The organism is Streptomyces sp. NPDC037126 (assembly GCF_055605965.1).
This window is the reverse complement of the sequence record NZ_JBVJTD010000022.1, coordinates 75,183-98,657: the sequence shown is the minus strand read 5'-3', so window position 1 is coordinate 98,657 and position 23,475 is coordinate 75,183. Positions and strand designations below refer to the sequence as shown.

Genomic DNA, 23,475 nt, shown 5'->3' with positions numbered 1-23,475 from the left:
CTCGGGAAACGGCAAATCGTTAGACGGACGAACTAGTTCCGTCGATAATCGTTAGACATGGGAAAGACCTATGAGCGCATCGAGGGCAGGCTCCGCACCTTCATCGAGGAGCAGCCCCTCTTCTTCACGGCGACCGCCCCGCTCTCCGGCGAGGGCACGGTCAACCTCTCCCCCAAGGGCCTCAAGGGATCCTGGGCGGTCCTCGACGAACTCACCGTCGCCTACCTGGACTTCGCCGGTTCCAACGCGGAGACCATCGCGCACCTGCGGGAGAACGGGCGCATCACGCTGATGTGGTGCGCCTTCCAGGGCCCGCCGAACATCGTGCGCGTGCACGGCCGGGGCGAGCCGGTCTTCCGCGACGACCCGCGCTTCGGGCGGCTGCTCGCCCACTTCCCGGACATCGACCCGGGCACCCACGGCCTGCGGGCGGTCATCGTCGTACGCGCCGAACTGGTGCGCGACACCTGCGGGTACGCCGTCCCCTACATGGCCTACGAGGAGGACCGCGACCTGCACGGAAAGCGCTTCGGACGGGAGGACGACGCCTCGCTGAGCGTGTACTTCGAGAAGAAGGAACACGTCGCGACGAGCCTGGACGGACTACCCGGGCTGCCGTTGCCGCTCCCGCCCTCTAGCGTCTGAGCCATGCGCCCCGCTGCCGTCCTCGCCCTCGTCTCCGTCTCCTCGCTCGCCCTGCTCGGCGCCTCGCCGGCCGCCGGGCCCGCGCCGGCGCCGCTGCCCGCGCGGATGGCGGACACGGGCGGGGGCGGCCAGCTGATCACCGCGCAGGCACCGGGCACCGGCTCGACCTCGGGCACGCTCACCTGGTGGGACCTGCGGGACGGGCAGTGGGTGCAGGCCGGGTCCGCGCCGGCCCGCTTCGGGGCGAACGGGCTCGCCGAGGGCGGCTCGCGCAAGCAGGGCACGAACACCACCCCGACCGGGCTCTACGCCCTTCCGTTCGCCTTCGGGATCAAGGCGGCGCCGGCCGGGACGAAGGTCGCCTACCGCCCCGTGCGGGAGAGTTCCTGGTGGTGCCAGGACAACGACTCCACCGCGTACAACCGCTGGACCGACCCCCTTCCGGCCGACTGCCGTGCCACCGAGTCCGAGCACCTGATCACCTACAGCGCCCAGTACGCGTACGGCCTCGTCATCGGCTTCAACTACGACCGGCCGGTGCGGGGGCGCGGCGCCGGGATCTTCCTCCATGTGAACGGGCTTGCCGCCACGGCCGGTTGTGTCTCCGTGCCCGAGGACGCCATGCTGCGGCTCCTGCGGTGGGCGGATCCCGGGAAGAAGCCGCACATCGCCATCGGCACGGACGACGGGGTCACCGCCGTCACCCGGTACTGAGCCCCGGCGCCCTCAGGTGGGCAGCCGCACCGTGAGGGTCGTGTCCCCCGGCCGGCTCTCCAGTCCCACGCCGCCCCCGTGCGCCTCCACCACGGCCGCGACGATCGACAGGCCGAGCCCCGCCCCGGTGCCCGTGGCGCCGGGGCGGCGGCGGTGCTCGGCCCGGGTGAAGCGTTCGAAGACGCCGGGCCTGACCTCCTCGGGCACCCCGGGACCGTCGTCGTGGACGGACAGCAGGGCCGCGTCGTCCCCGGTCTCCAGGGTCACCGTGACCTTCGTGCCCTCGGGGGTGTGCAGGCGGGCGTTGGCCAGCAGGTTGGCCACCACCTGGTGCAGGCGGTGGGCGTCGCCCGTGATCGTGACCGGGTCCTCCGGCAGGTCCAGGGTCCAGCGGTGCCCGGGGCCGGCGGCCCGGGCGTCGGTGACGGCGTCCAGGACGAGGTGGGTCAGGTCGACCGGACGGCGCTCCAGCGGGCGGCCGGCGTCGAGGCGGGCCAGCAGCAGCAGGTCGTCGACCATCAGGCCCATGCGGGAGGACTCGGCGGCGATGCGCTCCAGGGCGCGGGTGACGTCCGGCGGCACCGGGCCCGGGTGCAGCAGGGCCAGCTCCGCGTGGCCGCGGACCGAGGCGACCGGGGTGCGCAGCTCGTGGCTGGCGTCGGCGGCGAAGCGGCGCAGCCGTTCCTCGCTGGCGTGCCGTTTGGTGAGCGCGCCCTCGACATGGCCGAGCATGCGGTCCAGGGCCGCGGCGACCTGGCCGACCTCGCTGTGCGGGTCGGCGTCGGGGGCCCGCGGGGGCAGCGCGACCTCGCCGCTGGCGAGCGGCAGCTCGCTGACCCGGGTGGCGGTCGCGGTGACCTGGCCGAGGGGGCGCAGCGACCAGCGGACCCAGAGGGCGCCCGCCACGCCGGTGATCACGAGCGCCAGGCCGAAGACGACCCCGGCGACCAGTTCGAGACGGTGGACCGTGGCCTCGACCGGCCCCAGCGGGAGGCCGACGAGCAGCACGTCCCCGTCCCGGCCGGGGGTGGCGACGACCCGGTAGTCGCCGAGGGCGGAGAGTTCGACGGTGTGCGGCCGGTCGTCGGCCGGCACCCGGGCCAGCCGTCCGGCGTCCCGCGCGGGCAGGGCCACGCCCAGGTCCGCGGAGAGGTCGCCGGAGCGGATGAGGCCCTTGTTGGTGACCCTGCCGTCGAGCAGGCGGGCGCCGAAGGTGCCGGTGGCGATCCGGCGGGTGTCGCCGTACTCGTCCCCGTCGTGGTCGTCGGGCAGCTTCCCGTTGTGCTCCAGGCTCTCCGGGAACCGGGTCCCCATCTGGGCGACCTGTTCGTCCAGCCGCTGGGTGAGGAAGCCGTTCAGCTCGACGACGGCGGCCAGACCGACGGCGGCGCAGCTCACGGCCAGCAGGACCACCAGGCCGAAGGTGAGCCGGGCACGCAGGGTGCGGGGGCGGGGCAGGCGGCGCGGGCGGTTCACCCGGACACCGGCTTCAGCACGTAGCCCGACCCGCGCACCGTGTGGATCATGGGTGCCCGGCCCGCGTCGATCTTCTTGCGCAGGTAGGAGACGTACAGCTCGACCACGTGAGCCCGGCCGCCGAAGTCGTAGGACCAGACCCGGTCGAGGATCTGCGCCTTGCTGAGGACGCGGCGCGGGTTGCGCATCAGGAAGCGCAGCAGCTCGAACTCGGTCGGCGAGAGTTCGACCAGCTCGCCGGCCCGGGTCACCTCGCGGGCCTCCTCGTCCATCACCAGGTCGCCCACGATCAGCCGCGGGCCGTCCTCCTGCTGGCGGGCCATGCCGGCACGGCGCAGCAGTCCGCGCAGCCGGGCGACGACCTCCTCCAGGCTGAAGGGCTTGGTGACGTAGTCGTCGCCGCCGGCGGTGATGCCCGCGATGCGGTCCTCGACCGCGTCCCGTGCCGTGAGGAAGAGCACACACACGTCGGGCTTCACCTCGTGCAGCCGGCGCAGCACGGCGAAGCCGTCGGTGTCCGGGAGCATCACGTCCAGGACCACGGCGTCGGGCAGCAGCTCCTGCGCGGCGGCGAGCGCGGTGGCGCCGTCGCCGGCGGCGCGGACCTGCCAGCCCTCGTAGCGCAGGGCGCCGGTGAGCACCTCCGCGAGGTCGGGGTCGTCGTCGACGACGAGGACGCGCAGCGGGGTGCCGTCGGGGCGGGTGAGGGCCGGGCGGCCGGAACGGGTCGTGTTCATCGCGTCTACCAGCATCGCTCCTCCGCGGGGCGACCGGCCGCCCGCCCCCCTCTGAGTTTCCTCTGAGCGGCCGGGCCGGTCGGTGAGATCTCTCTGAGAAAGCGCTCCGAGACCCCTCTCAGAGGGCCCTTTTCAGAGGTCCCTCAGAGCTTCGGCCCGCACAGTGGCATGGCCGACGGACGAAGGGAACGGCTCTGATGACCAGCGTGGATACGAGGCGGAAGGCCCCGCCCCTGCCGGGGACCGCGCGGCGTTCCCCGGCGGGGCCCGTGCTGGCCGTGCTGTGGGCGGGGGCGGCGGCCGTGGTCGCGCTCTGGTGGGCGGACACCGGGTCCGTGGTCGGCACGGCGGGCTGGCTGACCGGGGCCGGGCGCATCGCCGGGCTGCTGTGCGGGTACGCCTGCGCGGTGCTGGTCGGCCTGATGGCACGGGTGCCGCTGCTGGAGACCCGGGTGGGCTCGGACCGGGTGGCCCGCTGGCACGCGATGGCCGGCCGGTACACGGTCTGCCTGCTCGTCGCGCATGTCGCGCTGATCCTCACCGGGTACGCCGCCCAGGACCGGGCCTCGCTGTGGCACGAGGTGGTCACCGTGGTGCTGGACTACCCGGACATGCTGAAGGCCACCGCGGGCACGGTGATCCTGTTCGCGGTCGGCATCACCTCGGTGCGGGCCGCCCGCCGCCGCACCAGCTACGAGTTCTGGTACTACGTCCACCTGCTCACCTACGCGGCCGTCTTCCTGGCCTTCTTCCACCAGCTGACGCTCGGCGAGGAGTTCAACGGCAAGCCGGTCGCGACGGCCGTCTGGTACGCGCTGTACCTGGGGGTCGCGGCGCTGGTGGTGTGGTTCCGGGTGCTCGCCCCCTTCCGGCTCAACCGGCGCCACCGGCTGCGCGTGGACTCGGTCCACCAGGAGGCGCCGGGCGTGTACTCGGTCGTCGTGCGCGGGCGGCACCTGGACGAGCTGGGCGCGCGGCCCGGGCAGTTCTTCCGCTGGCGCTTCCTCGGCGAGGGCATGGGCTGGACGTCGACGCCGTACTCCCTGTCGGCGCCGCCGCGCCCGGACCTGATGCGCATCACGGTGAAGGCGCTCGGCGACCACAGCGCGGCCGTGTCGCTGCTCCGCCCCGGCACCCGGGTGTGGGCGGAGGGCCCCTACGGCTCGCTGACCGCCGACCGGTCCACCAGCCACCACTCCCTGCTGATCGCGGCCGGGGTCGGCGTCACCCCGCTGCGGGCCCTGTTCGAGACGCTGCCCGGCGAGGCCACCCTGCTCTACCGGGCCCGGTCCGCCGAGGAGCTGGCGCTCGGCAGCGAGCTGGAGGCGATCGCCCGCTGGCGCGGCGGCCGGGTGCTGTACGCGCTGAACGGGCCGCAGGGCGAGCGCCCGAACATCACGGCGGAATCCCTGCGGGCGACCTTCCCCGGACTGCCCGGACACGATGTCTACATATGCGGGCCGCACGGGTTCGCGCAGGACGTGTACGAGGCGCTGCGGGCGGCCGGGGTCCCGGACCGCCGTATCCACCACGAGTCGTTCGAGCTGTGAGGCCGTAGAAGTGCACGCGCTGAAGAAGAACCGCCCGCTGCGCCGGGTCGTGCTGGCCAGTGCCGCCACCGTCTCCGGGATGGTGCTGCTGCTGTCGCTGAAGCCGCACGCGAGTCCCGGGCTCACCGTGGGCGCCTCCTCCCCCGCACCGCGGAGCGCCGCGAGCGCGCCGGCCCAGCCCGGCGCCTCGTCGGGCGGGGCGTCGAGCGGGTCGTCCGGCGGGGCGTCGAGCGGCTCCTCGGGCAGCTCCTCCGGCTCCGGCGCCGGCGTCTCCAAGACGGTCACCGGTGACACGGTGCAGACCCGCTGGGGGCCGGTCCAGGTGCGGGTGACCATCAAGAGCGGCAGGCTCACCGAGGTGTCGGCGGTTCAGTACCCGCAGGACAATCCGCGCGACCAGGAGATCAACAGCTACGCGCTGCCGCAGCTGCGGCGCGAGGCGCTGGCCGCGCAGAGCGCGAACATCGACATGGTCTCGGGCGCCTCGTACACCAGCACCGGTTACAGGCAGTCCCTCCAGTCCGCACTGGACTCCGCGGGCCTCTGAACACACGGCGCACGCGGCACGTATCTGTGGGCCAACGGTCAAGTCCCCACGGAGGAACCGTGACCACCACGCTCGCAGGCGGACGTGCCGCCCGCCGACAGACGATGCGCCGCATCCGCCCGCGCCGCAGCCCGGCCGTTCCGCTGCTGCTCGCCCTGTGGGCGGGCGCCGCGGCCGTGCTGTGGCTCTGGTGGCACAACACGCCGTCCATCGCCGACGACACCAGCAGGATCCTCAACGCGGGCCGCATCACAGGGCTGTTGGCCGGCTATCTCATGGCACTCGTCGTCCTCCAGATGGCGCGCGTCCCGGCGCTGGAGCGGCGGGTCGGCTCGGACCGGGTGGCCCGCTGGCACGCGATGAGCGGCCGCTACACGCTCTGCCTGATCGTCGCGCACGTCTTCCTCACCATGTGGGGGTACGCGCGGCAGGCGGGCAGGTCGCTCGGCGACATCGTCCAGCAGACCATCGACTCCATCAACCAGCTGCCCGACGTGGGCAAGGCGGCCATCGGCACGGGCCTGTTCGTGGTCATCGGGCTGACGTCGGTCGGCGTGGTCCGCCGCCGGCTGCCGTACGACACCTGGTACCACGTCCACCTGCTGACGTACGCGGCGGTGTTCCTGACGTTCTGGCACCAGATCACCACCGGCAACGACTTCGCGGTCGAGCCCGCCGCCAAGACCTTCTGGTACGGCCTGTACGGCGTGGTCACCGCGCTGGTGCTCTGGTACCGGATCCTCACTCCCATCCGGCTGAACCTCACGCACCGGATGCGGGTGGAGGCGGTCATCGAGGAGACGCCGGGCATCGTGTCGGTGCTGATCGGCGGGCGCAAGCTGCACCGGATGGGCGCGGAGGCGGGCCAGTTCTTCCGCTGGCGCTTCCTGGCCCCGGGCATGCGGTTCAGCTCGCACCCCTACTCCCTGTCGGCGGCGCCCCGCCCGGACATGCTGCGGATCACGGTGAAGGCGATCGGCGACCACAGCGCCCGGCTGCGCGAGCTGGCGCCCGGCACCCGGGTGTGGGCCGAGGGACCCTACGGCGCGCTGACCGCGCAGCGCCGCAGCCGGGGCAAGGTGCTGCTGGTCGCGGGCGGGGTCGGCATCACCCCGATGCGCGCGCTGTTCGAGACGCTGCCCGGCGCGGCCGGGGACATCACCCTCCTCTACCGGGCCAACACCACCCAGGACCTGGCCCTGTGGGACGAGCTGGCGAAGATCGCCGACGAGCGGGGCGCCCGGCTGATGTACGCGGTGAACAGCCCCGACGGCGAGCGGCCGGACATCTCCGCGGAGAACCTCGAGAAGAAGATCCCGGACATCGACCGGCACGACGTCTTCATGTGCGGCCCGCCCGGGTTCGCGCAGTCGGTGTACGAGGCACTGCGCGGCGCGGGGGTCCCCGCCCGCCGCATCCATCACGAGTCGTTCGAGATGTGACCGGGAGCTACGGACAGATGAGGAAGAGCCACCCCATTCGGCGGGTCGTGCTGGCCAGCGCGGCGACCGTGACCGGCGTCGTGCTGATGCTGGCGCTGAAGCCCGCGTCGAGTCCGGCCGCCGCGTCGGCGGCCGGCGCGGCGCCGCAGCAGACGGCGGCCGGGCAGGAGTCGCCGCAGGGCGGTCAGCAGGGCGGCGCCCAGGCCGCCGGCGCCGGCACGGTGACCGGTGACGCGACCCAGACCCAGTACGGGACGGTCCAGGTACGGCTGAGCGTCAGCAACGGCAAGATCACCCAGGCCCAGGCGGTCCAGGCGCCCAAGGGCGGACTCAGCGACCAGAAGACCGCCATGGCCGTCCCCAAGCTCAACCAGGAGGCCGTCGCGGCGCAGAGCGCGCACATCGACTCGGTGTCCGGGGCGACGTACACGAGCGCCGGGTACAAGAAGTCGCTGCAGTCGGCACTGGACAAGATGAAGAAGTCGGCGTCCGCCGGTGCGTCGTCGTCCGGTGCGTCGTCCGGTGGGTCTTCGTCCGCCGGCTCCGCCGGCTCCTCGGGGGCCGGCCAGGCGCGTACGATCACCGGAAAGGTGGCGCAGACCCAGTACGGGCCGGTCCAGGTGCGGATCACCGTCAGCAACGGCAAGATCACCCAGGCCCAGGCGGTCCAGGCGCCCAAGGGCGGACTCAGCGACCAGAAGACGGCCATGGCCGTCCCCAAGCTCAACCAGGAGGCCGTGGTGGCCGGCAGTTCGAAGATCGACGCCGTCTCGGGCGCCACCTACACCAGCACCGGCTACCGGCAGTCGCTGCAGTCGGCCCTGGACCAGGCGGGTGGCTGACGCGGTGACCGAGCCGGCCGAGGCTCCCGCCGCGGTGCGTCACGCGGAGGAGGTCATGGGGACCGTCTTCTCCATCGACGTCCGCGGCGGGGAACCCCGTGCGGTACGGGCGGCGCTCGCCGAGGCCGTCGCCGGACTGCACCGGGTCGACGCGGTGTTCAGCACCTACCGCGAGGACAGCGAGGTGTCCCGGCTGGCCCGGGGCGAGCTGACCGTGGACCGGTGCGCTCCCGAGGTGGCCGAGGTGCTGGACCTCGCGGCCGAGGCGGAGCGGGTGAGCGAGGGCTGGTTCAGCACGCGCTACCGGGGCTCGCTGGATCCCACCGGCATCGTCAAGGGCTGGTCGGCCGAGCGGGCGGCCCGGCTGCTGGCCGCGGTGCCCGGGGTGCGCGGGGTCAGCGTGAACGGCGGCGGGGACGTGCAGCTGCTGGGCACGCCGGAGCCCCAGCGGCCGTGGCGGGTCGGCGTGTCGGACCCGCTGCGCCCCGGCGGACTCGCGGCGGTGGTCTCGACGGCGGGGGTGAGCGAGCTGTCCGTCGCCACGTCCGGCACGGCCGAGCGGGGCGCGCACATCGTGGACCCGCGCACGGGACTGTCGGCGGTCACCGACCTGGTCTCGGTGACGGTGGTGGGACCCCGGCTGACCTGGGTGGACTGCTGGGCCACGGCCGCGTTCGCGATGGGGTCGCGGGCGGGTCTCGCCTGGCTGGAGTCGCTGCCCGGGGTGGAGGCCCTGCTGATCACGGCCGGGGACGAGGTGCGGTGCACCGGGGGCCTGGCCGCACGACTTGGCTGAAATTCGCACGACTTGGCTGAAATCTAAATTTTTTCCCGGAAAAAGCCATCCCGGTTCCGACCTGAGACGTATCCCATGTGAAGCAAGTTTCGGGAGGAAAGCTATGGCTATCTTCAGCAGGCTCATGCCCGCCATGCGCCGGGACCACGGCCGCGGTGGCGGCTCGGGGCACGGCCACGGCGATTTCGGTCGCGGCGACTTCGGTCGCGGCGACTTCCGCGGTGGCAGCGGTCACGGCGACCGGCACGGCCACGGTGATCACGGCCACGGTGATCACGGCCACGGCGGTCACGGCGGCCACGGCGGCTACTGATCGACCACGCAGGCCGAGCGGACCGGACACGGAGGAACCGGTCCGCTCGGCCGCTCCCCTGAGAAACGCGTCCCATGGTGCAAGTCCTGCGGCGGCTGCTGTCGGTGGGCGAGACCACCGACGCCGTCGTCGCGGCCGCGCCCACGGTGTCGCCCCGCGACGTGTTCCTGCGGTTCTGGCCGTACACCCGGGGCGGCCGCCGCTGGCTCGTCCCCCTCCTCGCCTTCAGCCTGGCCGGCCCGGCCGTCGACGCCGGGGAACTGTGGCTGTTCAAGACGGTCGTCGACGAGGTGCTCGTCCCCCGGGACGTGCGCCCCTTCCTGTGGATCGCACCGGCCTACCTGGGCCTCATCGTCTGCTCCGGCGTCCTGCGGTTCGCGGACGAGGTCACCTCCACCTGGGTCGGCGAGCGCTTCCTGCTCTCCCTGCGCACCGACGTCTTCCGGCACGTCCAGGGGCTGTCGCTCGGCTTCTTCGAGCGCCGGCGGCTCGGGGACGTGCTGTCCCGTGTCACGGGCGACGTCGACGCGGTGGAGACGTTCCTGCTCTCCGGCGTCGCCGACGCCCTGTACTACGTGATCAGCCTGAGCGTCTTCCTCGGGCTCCTGTTCTACCTGAGCTGGGATCTGACCCTGCTCGCCCTGGTCATCGTGCCCCTGTTCTGGGGAGCCGCCCGGCACTTCTCGCGGCTGACCAAGGAGGCTTCGCGGGAGCGCAGGCGGCGCAGCGGCTCGCTCAGCGCGGTGGCCGAGGAGGTCCTGGGCAACGTCGCGCTGGTGCAGGCGTACAACCGGCAGGGCTGGGAGGAGCGCCGGTTCGAGCGGGAGAGCCTCGGCAGGTTCCGGGCGGTGATGGCCTCGGCGCGGATCAGGGCCGTCTACGGCCCGATCGTCGAGTTCGTCGAGGTGGCCGGCGGCATCGCCGTGCTGTGCCTGGGCACCTGGAAGCTGAGCCAGGGCCAGCTGACCCTGGGCGGGATGCTGGTCTTCCTGGCACTGATCGGCAAGCTGTACGGCCCGGTCCACGGCCTGTCCGGGCTCGGCACCACCTTCTACGCGGCCTCCGCCTCGGCCGAGCGGATCATCGAGCTGCTGGACCAGCGGCCGCAGGTCACCGAGGCCACGGGCGCCCGGCCGATCTGCCGGGCGCGGGGGGCGGTGGAGTTCGACGGCGTCTGGTTCCGCTACCCCGAGGCCTCCTCGTGGGCCCTGTCGGACGTGTCCTTCCGGGTGGCGCCCGGGGAGACGCTGGCACTGGTCGGCGCCAGCGGGGCCGGCAAGTCGACGATCGCCAAACTCCAGCTGCGCTTCTACGACCCCGAGCGGGGGGCGGTCCGGCTCGACGGCACCGATCTGCGCGACCTGCGCCTGTCCGACGTGCGGGAGAGCGTCGCGGTGGTGCTCCAGGAGACCCTCGTCTTCCACGGCACCGTCCGGGAGAACATCGCCTACGGCCGGCCGGAGGCGTCGGAGGCGGACATCGTCGAGGCGGCACGCGCGGCGGACGCGCACGAGTTCATCGAACGGCTCCCGGACGGGTACGACACGCTGGTCGGCCAGCGCGGCCGGACCCTGTCCGGCGGGCAGTGCCAGCGCCTGGCGATCGCCCGCGCGATGATCAGGGACGCGCCCGTGCTGCTGCTGGACGAGCCGACGACCGGGCTCGACGTACGGTCGGGCCGGCGGATCATGGACCCGCTGCGCCGGCTCATGGCCGGCCGGACCACCGTCGTCATCTCGCACAACCTGCTCACCGTCCGCGACGCCACCCGCATCGTGGTGCTGGACCGCGGCCGGGTGGTCGAGGACGGCCCGCACGGCGAGTTGCTGGGGCGCGACGGGACGTACGCGCGGCTGCACCGCCTCAACTCGGGCGCGGTGCTGTCGTGAGCGCCCCGGAGCCCCTCGCACCGGGCGCGAGACCCGTGCCGGGATACGAGATCCTGGCGCATCTGGCTCGCACCGGCTGGCTGGACGTCCACGACGCCTGGAGCGAGGAACGGGACTGCCGCTGTGTGATCAAGGTGGTGCGCCCGGACCGCTCCGGCGAGGAGCGGCTGGGCGAGCGGCTGCTGCGCGAGGGCCGGTGGCTGCGGGACTTCGCCCATCCGCACCTGGTCCGCGGCTACGAGGTGCTGGAGTCGCCCGAGCCGCTGGTCGTCCTGGAGACGCTGACCGGTGAGACCCTGTCCCACCTGGTGGGCCGGCTGCGGCGCCGGCCGGCCGCGGCCGACGTGGCGCTGCTCGGGGTGCAGCTGTGCTCGGCGGTCCACTACCTGCACGGCCGGGGCGTGCTGCACCTGGACCTCAAGCCGGCCAACGTGGTGGTGGACCGCGGCCTCGCCAAGGTGCTGGACCTGAGCACCGCACGGCCTCCGGGACCGGCGCCCGCGGGCGTGGGAACGGTCCCGTACCTCTCCCCCGAGCAGGCCCGGGGCGGCACGCTCACGGCCGCCGCCGACGTGTGGGGCATCGGTGTCACGCTGTTCGAAGCGGCCACCGGTGAGCCGCCGTACGAGTGCGCGGGGCAGGTGACGGAGACAGAGACCCCCACCACCGGGGACGGTGCCGCCGAGTGGTGTCCGCAGCTGGAGCTCGCGGCCCCGCCGGTGGCGTCCCGACGGCGCCTGCCGCCCGCTCTCGCCGCGGCCGTCGACGCCTGTCTGCGGGCCGACCCGTCGTCCCGGCCCACGGTCGCCCAGCTGTCCGCGGTCCTGCGGGGGACGCTGCCCGGCTGAGACCGTACCCGGAGGGCGCTCACGCCTCCCGGACCAGCATGTGCGCCTCACGGGTCAGCACCCGGCCGGTCTTCAGGTGGGCCGTCGCCAGGACGGTGCCGTCGGCCCTCGTCAGGCGGGCGCCGGAGAGCGCGTGCGGGTCGACGGCGGTGGCGGCGCCCCACTGGCCGCGGCCGTTGCGCACGGGGAAGTCCCCGATGCGCACGCTGGTGCCGTCCGCGTGGTCGAGGAGGCAGTTGACCCGGCCGTTGAACCCGGAGCCGTGCCCGGTCGCGTCGACGGTCACGAAGATCCAGCCGGGGGTGCCGGGGCGGGCGTAGACCTCGCCGACCGGACGGGCGCCCGGCGTCGCCGGGGTCATGTCCCCGACCAGCATCGGCTCGGACTCCACGGCGGGCGGGGGCGAGGCGGTGACCGCCTCGACGGCGTTCCCGATGCCCCAGCCCGCGAACCCGGCGGCGATCGCGCAGGCGGCCGCGAGCGACGCGAGGCGCACCCGGGCCCTGCCTGCGCGGCCGCGCAGGCCCAGGCGGCCGAGGCCCCGCAGCTGGGCGGACCTGCGTCCCTCCGGTGCCGCGGCCTGCTGGGCCAGGCTGCGCGCCACCCGGCCCTCGAACCCGGGCGGCGGCTCCTGGTCCGGCAGCAGACCGATCAACCGGTCGCCGACCAGGGTCAGTTGCCGAACGGACTCCCGGCAGTCCGCGCACTGGTCGAGGTGGGCGATCGCCTCCGCCCGCTCACGGCCGGGCAGCACGCCCAGCGCCAGCTCGGCGCCGATCTCCCTCAGCTTCTCGCAGTTCGCGTCACTGGTCATGGTCGCCTCGGTCCGGAGCCGCCAGTGTGGTGCGCAGTTTCGCCATCGCCGCCCTGATCCGTGTCTTGGCGGTGCCGAGCGGGATCTGCTCGGTGTCGGCCACCTGCTGGGCCGTCATCCCGTAGATGCCCGCCATCATCAGAGCCCGTGCCTGTTCTCTCGGCAGCCGGGACACCGCGGCCCGGAGCTGGGCGGAGGCCTCGTCGGCCAGCGCCCACTGCTCGGGGGTCTCGGTGACGACGCCCAGGAGGCCATCGAGGTCCTCGGGTGCCACCGGCTCCGTACGCCGTGCGCGTACGGCGTCGATGGCGAGGTTGTGCGCGATCGTGCTCAGCCAGGTGGTGACCGAGCCGCGGCGCGAATCGTAGATCTGCGCATGCCGCCAGGCGCGTTCGAACGTCTGCTGGGCGACGTCCTCGGCGAGCTGCTGGTCCCCGGTGACGGCCATCGCGACTCCGAAGACCCGGTGCTGGAACCTCCGTACGAACACGACGGCCAGTTCCGGATCTCCGGTGGCCAGGCCTGACAGCAGGGCTTCGTCCGGGAGCCGGCCCACAGGTGAACGCAGACCAGACACACTTCTGTATACGGCCGACGGCCTCCAGGAGATTGCCCGTCCGCCTGCCCGCCCGTCGCGGAAGATCACATTCCTATTCTCCGCCGACGGGCCGGGCCCCGCATGCCGGTCAGTGACCGTTCTGCGCGAGCCGGAGCAGATGGTCCGCCAGCGCCTGTCCTCCGCTCGGATCGCGGCTGATCAGGAGGAGGGTGTCGTCACCGGCGATGGTCCCGAGGATGTCGTGCAGTTCGGCCTGGTCGATGGCCGAGGCGAGGAACTGGGCGGCCCCCGGCGGGGTGCGTAGCACGACCAGGTTGGCCGAGGCCTCGGCGGAGATCAGCAGCTCCTGGGACAGGCGCCGCATCCGCTCCTCCTTCGCCGACTCCCCCAGCGGGGCGCGCGGGGTGCGGAAGCCGCCCTCGCTCGGCACCGCGTAGATCAGGTCCCCGTCGGTGTTGCGGATCTTGACGGCGTTCAGCTCGTCGAGGTCCCGGGAGAGCGTCGCCTGGGTGACGCTCAGCCCGTCGTCCGCGAGCAGCTTCGCCAGCTGGCTCTGCGACCGCACCGGCTCCCGGTTGAGGATGTCCACGATCCGGCGGTGCCGTGCGGTGCGGGTCTGCGGTACGGCGGGCCCGGCACCTGTCAGCTGATCTTGGTCCTGCGCCTGGCTCATCGTCGTCTCATTCTCCGGATCGTCCGTCCCCGCCTGCGTCGAGGATGCCCGGCAGCGCCCTGAGGAAGGCACCCACCTCGGCGTCGCCCAGGTTCAGCGGCGGCATGAGCCGTACGACGTCGTCGGCGGGCGCGTTCACCAGGAACCCGGCCTCCTGGGCCGCCTGCTGCACCTGCGGCGCGTGCGGCCCGGTGAGCACGATACCCAGGAGGAGGCCCGCGCCCCGGACATGGTCGATCATCGGGTGGTTCAGCGCCTCGATCCCGTCGCGCAGCTTCTCGCCCTGCCGCTTGACGTTCTCCAGCAGTCCCTCGCCCGCGATGGTGTCGAGCACGGCGAGGCCGGCGGCGCAGGCGACCGGGTTGCCGCCGAAGGTGGTGCCGTGCTGTCCCGGCCGGAGCAGGTCGGCCGCGCGGCCGAAGGCCACCGTGGCACCGAGCGGCAGTCCGCCGCCGAGCTGCTTGGCGAGGGTGACGACGTCGGGCAGCACACCCTCGTGGGCCTGGTACGCGAACCAGGTCCCGGTGCGGCCGACGCCGGTCTGCACCTCGTCGAGGACCAGCAGGGCGCCGGTGGCGGCGGTGATGGCGCGGGCGGCCTTGAGGTAGCCGGCCGGGGGCACCACGACCCCGTTCTCGCCCTGGATCGGCTCGATGACGACCAGGGCCGTCTCCTCGGTGACCGCGGCGGCCAGGGCCTGCGCGTCACCGTAGGGCACGTGGGTGACGTCGCCGGGCAGCGGCCGGAACGGCTCCTGCTTGGCGGGCTGCCCGGTGAGGGCGAGGGCGCCCATCGTGCGGCCGTGGAAGCCGCCGTCGGTGGCGACCATGTGGGTCCGGCCGGTCAGCCGGCCGATCTTGAAGGCGGCCTCGTTGGCCTCGGCGCCGGAGTTGCAGAAGAACACCCTGCCCTCGCGGCCGAAGAGCTGGAGCAGCCGTTCGGCGAGCGTCACGGTCGGCTCGGCGATGAACAGGTTGGAGACATGGCCGAGGGAGCCGATCTGCCGGGTGACGGCCTCGACGATCGCCGGGTGGGCGTGACCCAGGGCGTTGGTGGCGATGCCGCCGACGAAGTCGAGGTAGGAGCGCCCTTCGGCGTCCCACAGCGTCATGCCCTCACCGCGTACGAGGGGCAGCCGCGGGGTGCCGTAGTTGTTCATGAGCGCGCCCTGCCACCGCGCGGTCAGTTCCTCGTTGCTCATGACGCCCCCTGTTCGTCCGGCCTGTCGTCGGGCACGACCATCGTGCCGATGCCCTCGTCGGTGAAGATCTCCAGCAGGATCGAGTGCTGCACGCGGCCGTCGATGACACGGGCGGTGTGCACGCCGTTGCGCACGGCGTGCAGGCAGCCCCGCATCTTCGGCACCATGCCGGAGCTCAGCTCCGGCAGCAGCTTCTCCAGCTGGGAAGCGGTGAGGCGGCTGATCACCTCGTCGGAGTTCGGCCAGTCCTCGTAGAGGCCCTCGACGTCGGTGAGGACCATGAGGGTCTCGGCCCCCAGTGCCGCAGCGAGTGCCGCAGCCGCCGTATCAGCATTGACGTTGTAGACATGTCCGTCGTCCTGACTACGGGCGATGGAGGAGACGACCGGGATGCGGCCGTCGGCGAGCAGGGCCTCGATCGCGCCCGTGTCGATCTCGGTGATCTCGCCGACCCGCCCGATGTCGACGGGTCGGCCGTCGATCTCGGGCTGGTGCTTGGTGGCGGTGATGGTGCGCGCGTCCTCGCCGGTGAGGCCGACGGCGAGCGGCCCGTGCTGGTTGAGCAGGCCGACCAGCTCGCGCTGGACCTGCCCGGCGAGCACCATCCGTACGACGTCCATGGCGTCCTCGGTGGTGACGCGCAGGCCCGCCTTGAACTCGCTGACGATGCCGTGCCGGTCGAGCGCTGCGCTGATCTGCGGGCCGCCGCCGTGGACGACGACCGGTTTGAGCCCGGCGTGCCGCAGGAAGACGACGTCCTGGGCGAAGGCGGCCTTCAGGTCCTCGTTCACCATGGCGTTGCCGCCGAACTTGATGACGACGGTCTTGCCGTGGTGCCGGGTCAGCCAGGGCAGCGCCTCGATGAGGATCTGCGCCTTGGGCAGGGCGGTGTGCTTGCGCGTGATTCCGGTGCTCATGAGGAGTAGGCGCTGTTCTCGTGGACGTAGTCGGCGGTCAGGTCGTTGGTCCAGATCGTCGCGGTCGCGGAGCCCGCGGCGAGGTCGGCGACGACGTGCACCTCGCGGTAGCGCATGTCGACCAGCTCGCGGTCCTCGCCGACACCGCCGTTCTTGCACACCCAGACGCCGTTGATGGCGACGTTGAGCTGGTCCGGCTCGAAGGCGGCGCGGGTGGTGCCGATCGCGGAGAGCACCCGGCCCCAGTTGGGGTCCTCGCCGTGGATGGCGCACTTGAGCAGGTTGTTGCGGGCGATGGAGCGGCCCACCTCGACGGCGTCGTCCTCGGTCGCCGCGTTGATCACCTCGACCTTGATGTCCTTGCTGGCGCCCTCGGCGTCCCGGATCAGCTGCTGGCCGAGGTCGTCGCAGACGGCGCGCACGGCCTCGGCGAACTCGTCGTACCCGGGGGTGACGGCGGAGGCGCCGGAGGAGAGCAGCAGCACGGTGTCGTTGGTGGACATGCAGCCGTCCGAGTCGACGCGGTCGAAGGTCACCTTCGTGGCCGCGCGCAGCGCCCGGTCCAGCGCCTCGTCGCCGAGGTCGGCGTCGGTGGTGAGGACGACGAGCATGGTGGCGAGGCCCGGGGCGAGCATGCCCGCGCCCTTGGCCATGCCGCCGACGGTCCATCCGTCCTTGGTGACGACGGACGTCTTGTGGACGGTGTCCGTGGTCTTGATCGCGATGGCGGCCTTCTCGCCGCCGTGCTCGGAGAGCTGGGCCGCGGCCGTCTCGATGCCCGGGAGCAGCTTGTCCATGGGCAGCAGCACGCCGATGAGGCCGGTGGAGCAGACGGCGACCTCGACGGCGCCCCGGCCGAGCACCTCGGCCGCCTTCTCGGCGGTGGCGTGGGTGTCCTGGAAGCCCTGGGGTCCCGTGCACGCGTTGGCACCACCGGAGTTGAGCACGACGGCGGAGACCTGGCCGCTCCTGAGGACCTGCTCGGACCAGAGCACGGGCGCGGCCTTCACACGGTTGGAGGTGAAGACGCCCGCGGCGGCACGGCGGGGCCCGTCGTTGACCACGAGGGCCAGGTCCGGGTTGCCGTTCTCCTTGATCCCGGCGGCGATCCCCGCCGCCGTGAATCCCTTGGCTGCCGTGACACTCACGGTGCGACTCCGATCGTGGAAAGTCCGGTGGACTCGTCGAGCCCGAGGGCGATGTTCATGCTCTGCACGGCACCGCCCGCGGTGCCCTTGGTCAGGTTGTCGATGGCGCTGATCGCGATGATGCGGCCCACGGCCCCGTCGTACGCGACCTGCACCTGAACGGCGTTGGAACCGTGGACGGACGCCGTGGCGGGCCACTGGCCCTCGGGGAGCAGGCGGACGAAGCGCTCGTCGCCGTAGGCCTTCTCGTAGGCGGCGCGCACGGACTCGGCGGTGACGCCCTCCTTCGCCGAGGCGCTGCACGTGGCGAGGATGCCGCGGGGCATCGGCGCGAGGGTCGGCGTGAAGGAGACGGAGACCCGCTCCCCCGCCACGGCGCTGAGGTTCTGGATCATCTCGGGCGTGTGCCGGTGGCCGCCGCCGACGCCGTAGGGCGACATGGAGCCCATGACCTCGCTGCCCAGCAGGTGCGGCTTGGGTGCCTTGCCCGCGCCGGAGGTGCCGGACGCGGCGACGATCACGGCCTCGGGCTCGGCCAGCCCGGCCGCGTAGGCCGGGTACAGGGCGAGGGTGACGGCGGTGGGGTAGCAACCGGGCACCGCGATGCGCCTGGACCCCTCCAGCGCGGAGCGGGCACCCGGAAGTTCGGGGAGGCCGTAGGGCCAGGTGCCGGCGTGCGGGGAGCCGTAGAACCGCTCCCAGTCGGCCGCCTCCCGCAGCCGGAAGTCGGCGCCCATGTCGACCACGAGGACGTCGGGGCCGAGCTGCTCGGCGACGGCGGCGGACTGCCCGTGCGGTAGTGCCAGGAAGACGACGTCGTGGCCGGCCAGTACCTCGGCCGTGGTCTCGGTCAGCACGCGGTCGGCCAGCGGCAGCAGGTGCGGCTGGAGCGCGCCGAGCCGCTGCCCGGCGTTGGAGTTCGCGGTCAGGGCACCGATCTCGACCTCGGGGTGCGCGAGGAGCAGCCGCAGGATCTCTCCGCCCGCGTACCCGCTCGCTCCGGCCACCGCCGCACGTACCGCCATGTCCATCCTCCTCTAGATGGCACGACTATACGTATCGCTGCATGTTTATGCAATCGTCTCGGGCTCGGCTCCGGGCAGCATGACCCAGCGGGACACCACGAAGGTCACCGGGATCGCGGCCGCCGAGGCGATGAGGGGGGCGAAACGGCTTCCGGCGTGGAGGACGTCGACGATCACGTAGACCCCGACGGTGGTGATGAGGAAATTGGCGGCGTTCGTCAGCGGGAAAAGCAGGAATTTCCGCAGGGTCGGGCGGATCCGGTAGGTGAATCGCGCATTGAGGAAGAAGGATCCGCACATGCTGATCAGAAACGCCAGGACATGCGCGCCGAGATAGGGCAGCCACATCAGGAACAGCAGGTAGAGACCGTAGTAGGTGGCCGTGTTGACCACACCGACGACGGCGAAGGTGATGATCTGTCGCGATATCAAGGAATGAGGTCTTTCGTCCGTTCGACGTTGGTCGCCTTCACCAGGAAGTGCGGACGACCCTTCACCTCGTAGTAGATGCGTCCCGTGTACTCCCCGATCACTCCCAGCATGACCATCTGCACACCGGCGAGGGCGGTGACGGCGGTGATGATGGTCACATAGCCGGGCGTCTGGACCCCGTGGACGAGCGCGGCGACCACGATCCAGGCCGTGTAGACGCCGGCGCACAGCAGCAGGCCCATGCCCAGCCACAGGGCGGCGCGCAGCGGCCGGTTGTTGAAGGACAGCACCCCGTCGAGGCCGTAGTTGAGCAGGCCGCGCAGGTTCCAGGAGCTGCGGCCGGCCTCGCGCACGGCGTTCTCGTACTCGAAGGTGGTGCTCGGGAAGCCCACCCAGGCGAACAGGCCCTTGGAGAAGCGGTTGTACTCGGTGAGGGCCAGCACCGCGTCCACCACGCGGCGCGACAGCAGGCGGAAGTCCCCGACGCCGTCGACGAGTTCGACATCGACCAGGCGGTTGACGAGACGGTAGTACAGGCGTGCGGTCACGGTCCGGGACAGGCCGTCGCCGGTGCGGGTGCGGCGGGCGATGACCTGGTCGTGGCCCTGTTCGCGCAGCTGGACCATGCGCCTGATCAGCTCCGGCGGATGCTGGAGGTCGGCGTCCATGACGACCACGGAGTCGCCGGAGGCGTGCCGCAGACCGGCGAGCAGGGCCGCCTCCTTGCCGAAGTTGCGGCTGAAGGAGACGTACCGCACCCGCGCGTCCAGCCCGGCGAGGTGTTCGAGGACGGTGAGGGTGCGGTCACGGCTGCCGTCGTCCACGTACACGAACTCCATGTCGTGGCCGAGCGGCAGCAGCTCCTCGGCGACCTTCTGGATCTCCTCGTGGAAGCGCTCCAGGACGGCTTCCTCGTTGTAGCAGGGCGCGACGATCGATATCAGCATGGCGGGTCCCCCCAGGGGCGCGGTCAGTGAGCGGCTGTCACGCGCTCGCGCGGTGGTGTGGTCGTGGGCGGCGCCGGGGCGCGCCTACGGCGGACGGCGGTGAGGGCGGTGAGCAGGACGAGGGCGACGAGCGAGAGGAGGCCGACGGTCGTGCCCAGCCGCAGGCCGGGTGGGTGGAAGGTGCAGGTCAGGCTGGTCGAGGTGCCGTCCAGTGGGACGGCGAGGAGGCCGTGGTACTGCCGGGCGGGCCGCTGTGTGCCGTCGCCCGTGGCGCACCGCCAGCCGGCGATGCGGGGCGTGGCGACGACGGCGATCCCCCTGCTTCCCGCGGGCAGCCGGGCACTCAGGGTGCCGTCGGAGACGGTCACCTCGGTGGCCCCGGTGGCTTCGAGGCGGGCGGCGGCCGTGCCCAGCCGGGCGGTGTCCAGGCAGCCGACCGCACCGGGCGGGATGCGGCCCGCCCGGTCCGGGGTCAGTGCGATGCGCACCTGTCCGGAGGCGGGGGTACGGCCGAGCGGTTCCATGGCGGCCCGGTTGCGGCCGTACGCGAACCGGAAGGGCACGCCGGCGCCGCCGCCCGCGAGCCGCGCGCTGCCGGAGAAGTCCGGTGCCCACAGGTTCACCTGGGTTCCGGCCGGGCAGCGCGCCGTGACCGCCGGCGCGGCCGCGGTGTTCCCGGAGCCCACGGAGCGGCCCGGGACGGGCTTTCCGGAGTCGTCGCGCACGACGGTGCCGGGCACGGTGTAGACGCGGCTGCCGAGCAGCAGTTCCTGGTTGCGGTAGGGCGAGGGCCCGAACGGGGTGTCGTCGGGCGTGGCCCGCACGGTCACCAGGGGCGGCACGCTGCGCCGGGTGACGGTCGGCGGGACGTCGTCCTGCGGCAGACGGGTCTGGTGCGGGTCCGGCGGGTTGTGCAGCCGGGCGCCGACGGAGAAGAGCACGTCCGTGACGGCGTTGTCCAGGCTCTGCACGCTGCGGCCGCGCGAGGTCCAGCCGCCGCCGAGCGCGGTGAGGGTGCGGCTGAGGACGTCCGAGGTGAGGCTGCTGTAGTACTGGGCGCCCTGGCCGCCGACCAGCAACGGGTCGTTGCCGACGGTCTGTTCGCGGCCGGGGTCCGTGCGGTAGCGGGGCCAGCCGTCGGCGCGGGCGATCGCCGCCGCCTGCCGGTCCTGCCGCTCGCCCCAGGGCGCGTAGTCGTCCAGGTGCCCGAGGCGCAGTCTGGTGGCCGCGGCGGAGGTGGCGGCGGTCTCGCCGACCTGCGCGCCGAGGAGGAGCACGACGGCCAGGCCGGCGAGGCGTCCGCGCTGCCCGGTGCGGGCCAGCAGGTACAGCCCGGCCAGGGTGCCGCCGACGGCGAGCAGCAGCACCGGCCAGGTGTGCGGGCGCACCAGGTCGCTGCGGCTCGCGACGGCGGTGACCAGGGCGAGCAGCGCGGTCGCGGCGCCGAGGGCGCGCCGGTCGGGAAGGCCGTACGCCAGGGCGTGCCAGGCGCCGATGACCAGCAGCCCGCACAGGACGAAGGCCTGCCGGTAGGAACTGCCCTGCGGGGTCGCGAAGGCGTGCCAGGCCAGGCTGGTGGGCGCCCACTGCATGGACAGGGCGACCGCGAGGGCCGGCGCCGTCCAGCCCGCGCGGACCCGGGCCGGGACCGCGCGGTGGAAGGGCAGGGCGAGGGCGAGCAGCAGGGCCGTGGTGCCCACGTAGAGGGCCGGGGTGCCGAAGCCGTACGTCGTCGGCAGCAGCCGGGCGAGCAGGTCCTGACTCGGTACGGGGCTGAAGTGCCCCTCGCGGCCCGGGTAGGCGTGCCGGGTGCCGAAGTAGACGACGGTCACCAGGGGGGCGGCGAGGCCCACGCCGAGGACGGTGGTCAGGGCGGCGCGGCCGGCGGCCGCGAGCGCCTGCCCGCGGGACGGGCGGGCGAGCAGCAGGCGGACCAGCAGCACGACGCCCGCGCCGAGGGTGGCCATGTAGGCGGTGTAGAAGTTGGCGGTCCAGGCGAGGGCGACGAGCAGCACGGCGGGGAGCCGGCGCCGGCCCGCGAGGGCCCACTCGCCGGCCAGGCACAGCAGGGGCAGGGCGATCAGGCCGTCGAGCCACATCGGGTTGTAGTCGGCGTCGGCGACGGTCCAGCCGCACAGCGCGTACGAGGCGCCGAGCAGGCCCGCCGCCCACCAGCGGCCGGGGCGCAGGGTGAGCAGCAGCCAGGCCATGGCGGCCGCGGCGCAGGCGATCTTGAGGACGGTGATCACGTACACCGCGAGGTCGATCTCGTCCCGGGGGAAGAGGGCGACGAGCAGCGCGAAGGGGCTGCCGAGGTAGGTGCCGAGGTCGGGCAGGAAGCTGGAGCCGTATCCGGACTGCCAGTTGACGAGGAGTCCGCCGTCGGCCCTGCCGTGCAGCAGGTCCCACAGGTGGGCATGGAAGGGCACGTACTGGTTGCCCAGGTCGTTGACGCTGCGGGTGCGGGGGCCGAAGGGGTAGCTGCGGGCCAGGACGTCACCGGCGCACAGGGCCGTGACGGTGACGGCCGCCGCCAGCAGGGCTGCGGCCCGGCGTGCCGCACCGGGCGTGGTCGAGCGGTCCATTTATCGGAAGGCCCCCAGCGAATTCACTCCGTCGATTTTCGCCGACTTAGACGGGGCGCGTTTCCGATTGGTTGTGTGCTCACCGAAAAGTGACGCGGTTCATTACCGGCCGACCGTGGAATTATGGATTTCATGGACTCCGGGGAAACCGGAGCTTTCCGGAAAGTGATTCCGAGGTTAATCGGCTCGGCGGTGCGACACGGCAGCGGGATACGATCATGTCGACGGGCGCGGAGAGGAGCACCGATGGACGACGGCTGCCGGCCGGTGGCCGACGTGCTGGCGTACCTGGCCGGGCGCTGGCGCGTGGAGCGGGACGTACGGGATCTGGCGAGCGGTGACCTGGGGCGCTTCGAGGGCGTCACCGTCTTCGGCGCGCTGCCGGACGGCGGGCTCCTGCACGAGGAGTCCGGCACCTTCGCCTGGCAGGGGGTGGCGCGGCCCGCGAGCCGGACGCTGCGGTTCCTGCCGGGGGCCGCGCCGGGCACGGCGGACGTGCGGTTCGCCGACGGCCGGCCCTTCCACCCGCTGGACCTGACCTCGGGGCGGTACGTCGCCGAGCACCCCTGCGCGGCCGATCTCTACCGGGGCGAGTTCACCGTCCGGGACGCCGGCCGCTGGCGCTCGGTGTGGCGGGTGGGCGGCCCGGCGAAGGACCTGGTACTGACCACCGACTACGTGCGCGAGGGCTGAGCGGCGCCACCGTCGAGGCGGAGGTTCCAGCGGCCCCCGCGACCGGTGACCGTGGTCGAGGACAGCGGGCGGACGTCGATGTTCCAGTAGCTCGCGGGCGGTGCCTTCAGGGCGTACACCAGCGCGGCGCGGACCACGGACGGCTCGGCGACCGCGACGATCCGGCCGCCGTCGCCCACCGGCCGGGTGTCCAGCCAGGCGCCGACGCGGGAGATGAAGGCCAGCAGGGACTCGCCGCCGTGCGGGGTGGCGCGCGGGTCGGCGAGCCAGGTGTCCACCGCCTCCGGCTCCCGGGCCATCGCCTCGCCCAGGGTCAGCCCCCGCCAGCGGCCCATGTCGCAGTCCCGCAGCGCGAGCTGGACCAGCGGCGCGTACCCCAGCGCGTCGCCGGTGGCACGGCTGCGCGGGGTCGGCGAGCAGTAGCGCAGCTCGGCCGCCGCCAGCGGCAGCAGGCCCCCGGCGGCGCGCTGCACCTCGTCCCAGCCGGCCTGGTCCAGCGGCCGGTCGTCCTCGAAGCGCTCCGCGAGCAGGGGGGCGCTGCGCGCGGCGGCGACGAACGTCACCCTCAGTGGCATGCGGTGATGGTGTGCCGCCCGTGTGCCGAGGTCAAGGGCTGCCGGTTGTGAGCTACCGGGGGTGAGCGGCCGCTCACAGGATGCGGAGGCCTTGGTTCCGCCGAGCC

Annotated in this window: 24 protein-coding genes; 11 read left to right on the top strand and 13 right to left on the bottom strand. The window is 72.9% G+C overall.

Annotated elements, in window-relative coordinates:
* Positions 1–57: 57 nt before the first annotated feature.
* Together ACZ7FF_RS35565 and ACZ7FF_RS35560 are read left to right on the top strand one after the other, a co-directional pair.
* The gene (locus tag ACZ7FF_RS35565; RefSeq protein WP_470817694.1) at positions 58–645 is read left to right on the top strand and encodes a pyridoxamine 5'-phosphate oxidase family protein; all 588 of its coding nucleotides are present in this window, start codon (positions 58–60) and stop codon (positions 643–645) included.
* A gap of 3 nt (positions 646–648) precedes the next feature.
* Positions 649–1,359 carry a L,D-transpeptidase family protein gene (locus ACZ7FF_RS35560; protein ID WP_470817693.1) on the top strand — a complete coding sequence of 237 codons (711 nt, stop codon included), beginning with the start codon at positions 649–651 and terminating at the stop codon, positions 1,357–1,359.
* Between the two features lie 12 nt (positions 1,360–1,371).
* Here the strand turns inward: ACZ7FF_RS35560 and ACZ7FF_RS35555 are convergent, their stop codons facing one another.
* Together ACZ7FF_RS35555 and ACZ7FF_RS35550 are read right to left on the bottom strand one after the other, a co-directional pair.
* Positions 1,372–2,835 carry a sensor histidine kinase gene (locus ACZ7FF_RS35555; protein WP_470817691.1) on the bottom strand — a complete coding sequence of 488 codons (1,464 nt, stop codon included), beginning with the start codon at positions 2,833–2,835 and terminating at the stop codon, positions 1,372–1,374.
* Complete coding sequence (locus tag ACZ7FF_RS35550; protein ID WP_470817766.1) at positions 2,832–3,572, bottom strand: response regulator transcription factor; 741 nt, start codon at positions 3,570–3,572, stop codon at positions 2,832–2,834. Before ACZ7FF_RS35550 ends, ACZ7FF_RS35555 begins: the two co-directional genes overlap by 4 nt.
* Before the next feature lie 197 nt (positions 3,573–3,769).
* Here ACZ7FF_RS35550 and ACZ7FF_RS35545 point away from each other — a divergent pair, with 197 nt between their 5' ends.
* The 8 genes from ACZ7FF_RS35545 to ACZ7FF_RS35510 all read left to right on the top strand — a co-directional run bounded on the left by ACZ7FF_RS35545 (position 3,770) and on the right by ACZ7FF_RS35510 (position 11,799).
* Positions 3,770–5,122 carry a ferredoxin reductase family protein gene (locus ACZ7FF_RS35545; protein WP_470817689.1) on the top strand — a complete coding sequence of 451 codons (1,353 nt, stop codon included), beginning with the start codon at positions 3,770–3,772 and terminating at the stop codon, positions 5,120–5,122.
* A 10-nt stretch (positions 5,123–5,132) separates the two neighbouring features.
* Positions 5,133–5,669, top strand: coding sequence for an FMN-binding protein (locus ACZ7FF_RS35540; protein ID WP_470817688.1), 537 nt, complete (start codon positions 5,133–5,135; stop codon positions 5,667–5,669).
* A gap of 59 nt (positions 5,670–5,728) precedes the next feature.
* Positions 5,729–7,111 (top strand): ferredoxin reductase family protein, encoded by a 1,383-nt coding sequence (locus ACZ7FF_RS35535; protein ID WP_470817686.1) that lies wholly within the window; start codon positions 5,729–5,731, stop codon positions 7,109–7,111.
* A gap of 17 nt (positions 7,112–7,128) precedes the next feature.
* The gene (locus ACZ7FF_RS35530; protein ID WP_470817684.1) at positions 7,129–7,953 is read left to right on the top strand and encodes an FMN-binding protein; all 825 of its coding nucleotides are present in this window, start codon (positions 7,129–7,131) and stop codon (positions 7,951–7,953) included.
* The gene (locus ACZ7FF_RS35525; RefSeq protein WP_470817683.1) at positions 7,946–8,749 is read left to right on the top strand and encodes an FAD:protein FMN transferase; all 804 of its coding nucleotides are present in this window, start codon (positions 7,946–7,948) and stop codon (positions 8,747–8,749) included. The genes ACZ7FF_RS35530 and ACZ7FF_RS35525 overlap by 8 nt, the downstream gene beginning before the upstream one ends.
* Before the next feature lie 103 nt (positions 8,750–8,852).
* Entirely contained in the window at positions 8,853–9,062 is a 210-nt protein-coding gene (locus ACZ7FF_RS35520) for a hypothetical protein (RefSeq protein WP_470817681.1), read from the top strand.
* Between the two features lie 74 nt (positions 9,063–9,136).
* On the top strand, positions 9,137–10,951 hold the full coding sequence (locus ACZ7FF_RS35515) for an ABC transporter ATP-binding protein (RefSeq protein ID WP_470817680.1): 1,815 nt from the start codon (positions 9,137–9,139) through the stop codon (positions 10,949–10,951).
* Complete coding sequence (locus tag ACZ7FF_RS35510; RefSeq protein ID WP_470817678.1) at positions 10,948–11,799, top strand: serine/threonine-protein kinase; 852 nt, start codon at positions 10,948–10,950, stop codon at positions 11,797–11,799. The genes ACZ7FF_RS35515 and ACZ7FF_RS35510 overlap by 4 nt, the downstream gene beginning before the upstream one ends.
* Before the next feature lie 19 nt (positions 11,800–11,818).
* Here the strand turns inward: ACZ7FF_RS35510 and ACZ7FF_RS35505 are convergent, their stop codons facing one another.
* From ACZ7FF_RS35505 to ACZ7FF_RS35460, 10 genes are all read right to left on the bottom strand, one after another.
* Complete coding sequence (locus ACZ7FF_RS35505; protein WP_470817676.1) at positions 11,819–12,613, bottom strand: hypothetical protein; 795 nt, start codon at positions 12,611–12,613, stop codon at positions 11,819–11,821.
* Positions 12,603–13,190, bottom strand: coding sequence for an RNA polymerase sigma factor (locus ACZ7FF_RS35500; RefSeq protein ID WP_470817675.1), 588 nt, complete (start codon positions 13,188–13,190; stop codon positions 12,603–12,605). Before ACZ7FF_RS35500 ends, ACZ7FF_RS35505 begins: the two co-directional genes overlap by 11 nt.
* 109 nt (positions 13,191–13,299) lie before the next feature.
* Complete coding sequence (locus ACZ7FF_RS35495; protein ID WP_470817673.1) at positions 13,300–13,845, bottom strand: arginine repressor; 546 nt, start codon at positions 13,843–13,845, stop codon at positions 13,300–13,302.
* A gap of 7 nt (positions 13,846–13,852) precedes the next feature.
* Positions 13,853–15,046 carry an acetylornithine transaminase gene (locus ACZ7FF_RS35490; RefSeq protein ID WP_470817671.1) on the bottom strand — a complete coding sequence of 398 codons (1,194 nt, stop codon included), beginning with the start codon at positions 15,044–15,046 and terminating at the stop codon, positions 13,853–13,855.
* A complete protein-coding gene (gene argB, locus ACZ7FF_RS35485; protein WP_470817669.1) occupies positions 15,043–15,963 on the bottom strand; it encodes an acetylglutamate kinase in 921 nt (306 codons plus the stop codon). The genes ACZ7FF_RS35490 and argB overlap by 4 nt, the downstream gene beginning before the upstream one ends.
* On the bottom strand, positions 15,960–17,111 hold the full coding sequence (gene argJ, locus ACZ7FF_RS35480) for a bifunctional glutamate N-acetyltransferase/amino-acid acetyltransferase ArgJ (protein ID WP_470817667.1): 1,152 nt from the start codon (positions 17,109–17,111) through the stop codon (positions 15,960–15,962). The genes argB and argJ overlap by 4 nt, the downstream gene beginning before the upstream one ends.
* The gene (gene argC / locus ACZ7FF_RS35475; RefSeq protein WP_470817666.1) at positions 17,108–18,136 is read right to left on the bottom strand and encodes an N-acetyl-gamma-glutamyl-phosphate reductase; all 1,029 of its coding nucleotides are present in this window, start codon (positions 18,134–18,136) and stop codon (positions 17,108–17,110) included. The genes argJ and argC overlap by 4 nt, the downstream gene beginning before the upstream one ends.
* Before the next feature lie 45 nt (positions 18,137–18,181).
* The gene (locus ACZ7FF_RS35470; protein WP_470817664.1) at positions 18,182–18,568 is read right to left on the bottom strand and encodes a GtrA family protein; all 387 of its coding nucleotides are present in this window, start codon (positions 18,566–18,568) and stop codon (positions 18,182–18,184) included.
* A complete protein-coding gene (locus tag ACZ7FF_RS35465) occupies positions 18,565–19,515 on the bottom strand; it encodes a glycosyltransferase family 2 protein (RefSeq protein ID WP_470817662.1) in 951 nt (316 codons plus the stop codon). The genes ACZ7FF_RS35470 and ACZ7FF_RS35465 overlap by 4 nt, the downstream gene beginning before the upstream one ends.
* A gap of 23 nt (positions 19,516–19,538) precedes the next feature.
* Entirely contained in the window at positions 19,539–22,100 is a 2,562-nt protein-coding gene (locus ACZ7FF_RS35460) for a YfhO family protein (RefSeq protein WP_470817661.1), read from the bottom strand.
* A 246-nt stretch (positions 22,101–22,346) separates the two neighbouring features.
* Here ACZ7FF_RS35460 and ACZ7FF_RS35455 point away from each other — a divergent pair, with 246 nt between their 5' ends.
* Positions 22,347–22,793: a DUF6314 family protein gene (locus ACZ7FF_RS35455; RefSeq protein WP_470817660.1), complete on the top strand. Its 447-nt coding sequence runs from the start codon at positions 22,347–22,349 to the stop codon at positions 22,791–22,793.
* On the opposite strand, the gene ACZ7FF_RS35450 is transcribed toward ACZ7FF_RS35455, so the two are convergent.
* A complete protein-coding gene (locus tag ACZ7FF_RS35450) occupies positions 22,775–23,368 on the bottom strand; it encodes a histidine phosphatase family protein (protein ID WP_470817658.1) in 594 nt (197 codons plus the stop codon). The two genes, ACZ7FF_RS35455 and ACZ7FF_RS35450, sit on opposite strands and share 19 nt — an antisense overlap.
* Positions 23,369–23,475 lie beyond the last annotated feature (107 nt).

Excerpts from the sequence above, each read along its gene's own strand:
- ACZ7FF_RS35565 (WP_470817694.1), top strand. The coding sequence starts at position 58 with ATGGGAAAGACCTATGAGCGCATCGAGGGCAGGCTCCGCACCTTCATC.
- ACZ7FF_RS35560 (WP_470817693.1), top strand. The coding sequence starts at position 649 with ATGCGCCCCGCTGCCGTCCTCGCCCTCGTCTCCGTCTCCTCGCTCGCC.
- ACZ7FF_RS35550 (WP_470817766.1), bottom strand. The coding sequence starts at position 3,572 with ATGAACACGACCCGTTCCGGCCGCCCGGCCCTCACCCGCCCCGACGGC.
- ACZ7FF_RS35545 (WP_470817689.1), top strand. The coding sequence starts at position 3,770 with ATGACCAGCGTGGATACGAGGCGGAAGGCCCCGCCCCTGCCGGGGACC.
- ACZ7FF_RS35530 (WP_470817684.1), top strand. The coding sequence starts at position 7,129 with ATGAGGAAGAGCCACCCCATTCGGCGGGTCGTGCTGGCCAGCGCGGCG.
- ACZ7FF_RS35520 (WP_470817681.1), top strand. The coding sequence starts at position 8,853 with ATGGCTATCTTCAGCAGGCTCATGCCCGCCATGCGCCGGGACCACGGC.
- ACZ7FF_RS35515 (WP_470817680.1), top strand. The coding sequence starts at position 9,137 with ATGGTGCAAGTCCTGCGGCGGCTGCTGTCGGTGGGCGAGACCACCGAC.
- ACZ7FF_RS35505 (WP_470817676.1), bottom strand. The coding sequence starts at position 12,613 with ATGACCAGTGACGCGAACTGCGAGAAGCTGAGGGAGATCGGCGCCGAG.
- ACZ7FF_RS35495 (WP_470817673.1), bottom strand. The coding sequence starts at position 13,845 with ATGAGCCAGGCGCAGGACCAAGATCAGCTGACAGGTGCCGGGCCCGCC.
- ACZ7FF_RS35490 (WP_470817671.1), bottom strand. The coding sequence starts at position 15,046 with ATGAGCAACGAGGAACTGACCGCGCGGTGGCAGGGCGCGCTCATGAAC.
- argB (WP_470817669.1), bottom strand. The coding sequence starts at position 15,963 with ATGAGCACCGGAATCACGCGCAAGCACACCGCCCTGCCCAAGGCGCAG.
- argC (WP_470817666.1), bottom strand. The coding sequence starts at position 18,136 with ATGGCGGTACGTGCGGCGGTGGCCGGAGCGAGCGGGTACGCGGGCGGA.
- ACZ7FF_RS35465 (WP_470817662.1), bottom strand. The coding sequence starts at position 19,515 with ATGCTGATATCGATCGTCGCGCCCTGCTACAACGAGGAAGCCGTCCTG.
- ACZ7FF_RS35460 (WP_470817661.1), bottom strand. The coding sequence starts at position 22,100 with ATGGACCGCTCGACCACGCCCGGTGCGGCACGCCGGGCCGCAGCCCTG.
- ACZ7FF_RS35455 (WP_470817660.1), top strand. The coding sequence starts at position 22,347 with ATGGACGACGGCTGCCGGCCGGTGGCCGACGTGCTGGCGTACCTGGCC.
- ACZ7FF_RS35450 (WP_470817658.1), bottom strand. The coding sequence starts at position 23,368 with ATGCCACTGAGGGTGACGTTCGTCGCCGCCGCGCGCAGCGCCCCCCTG.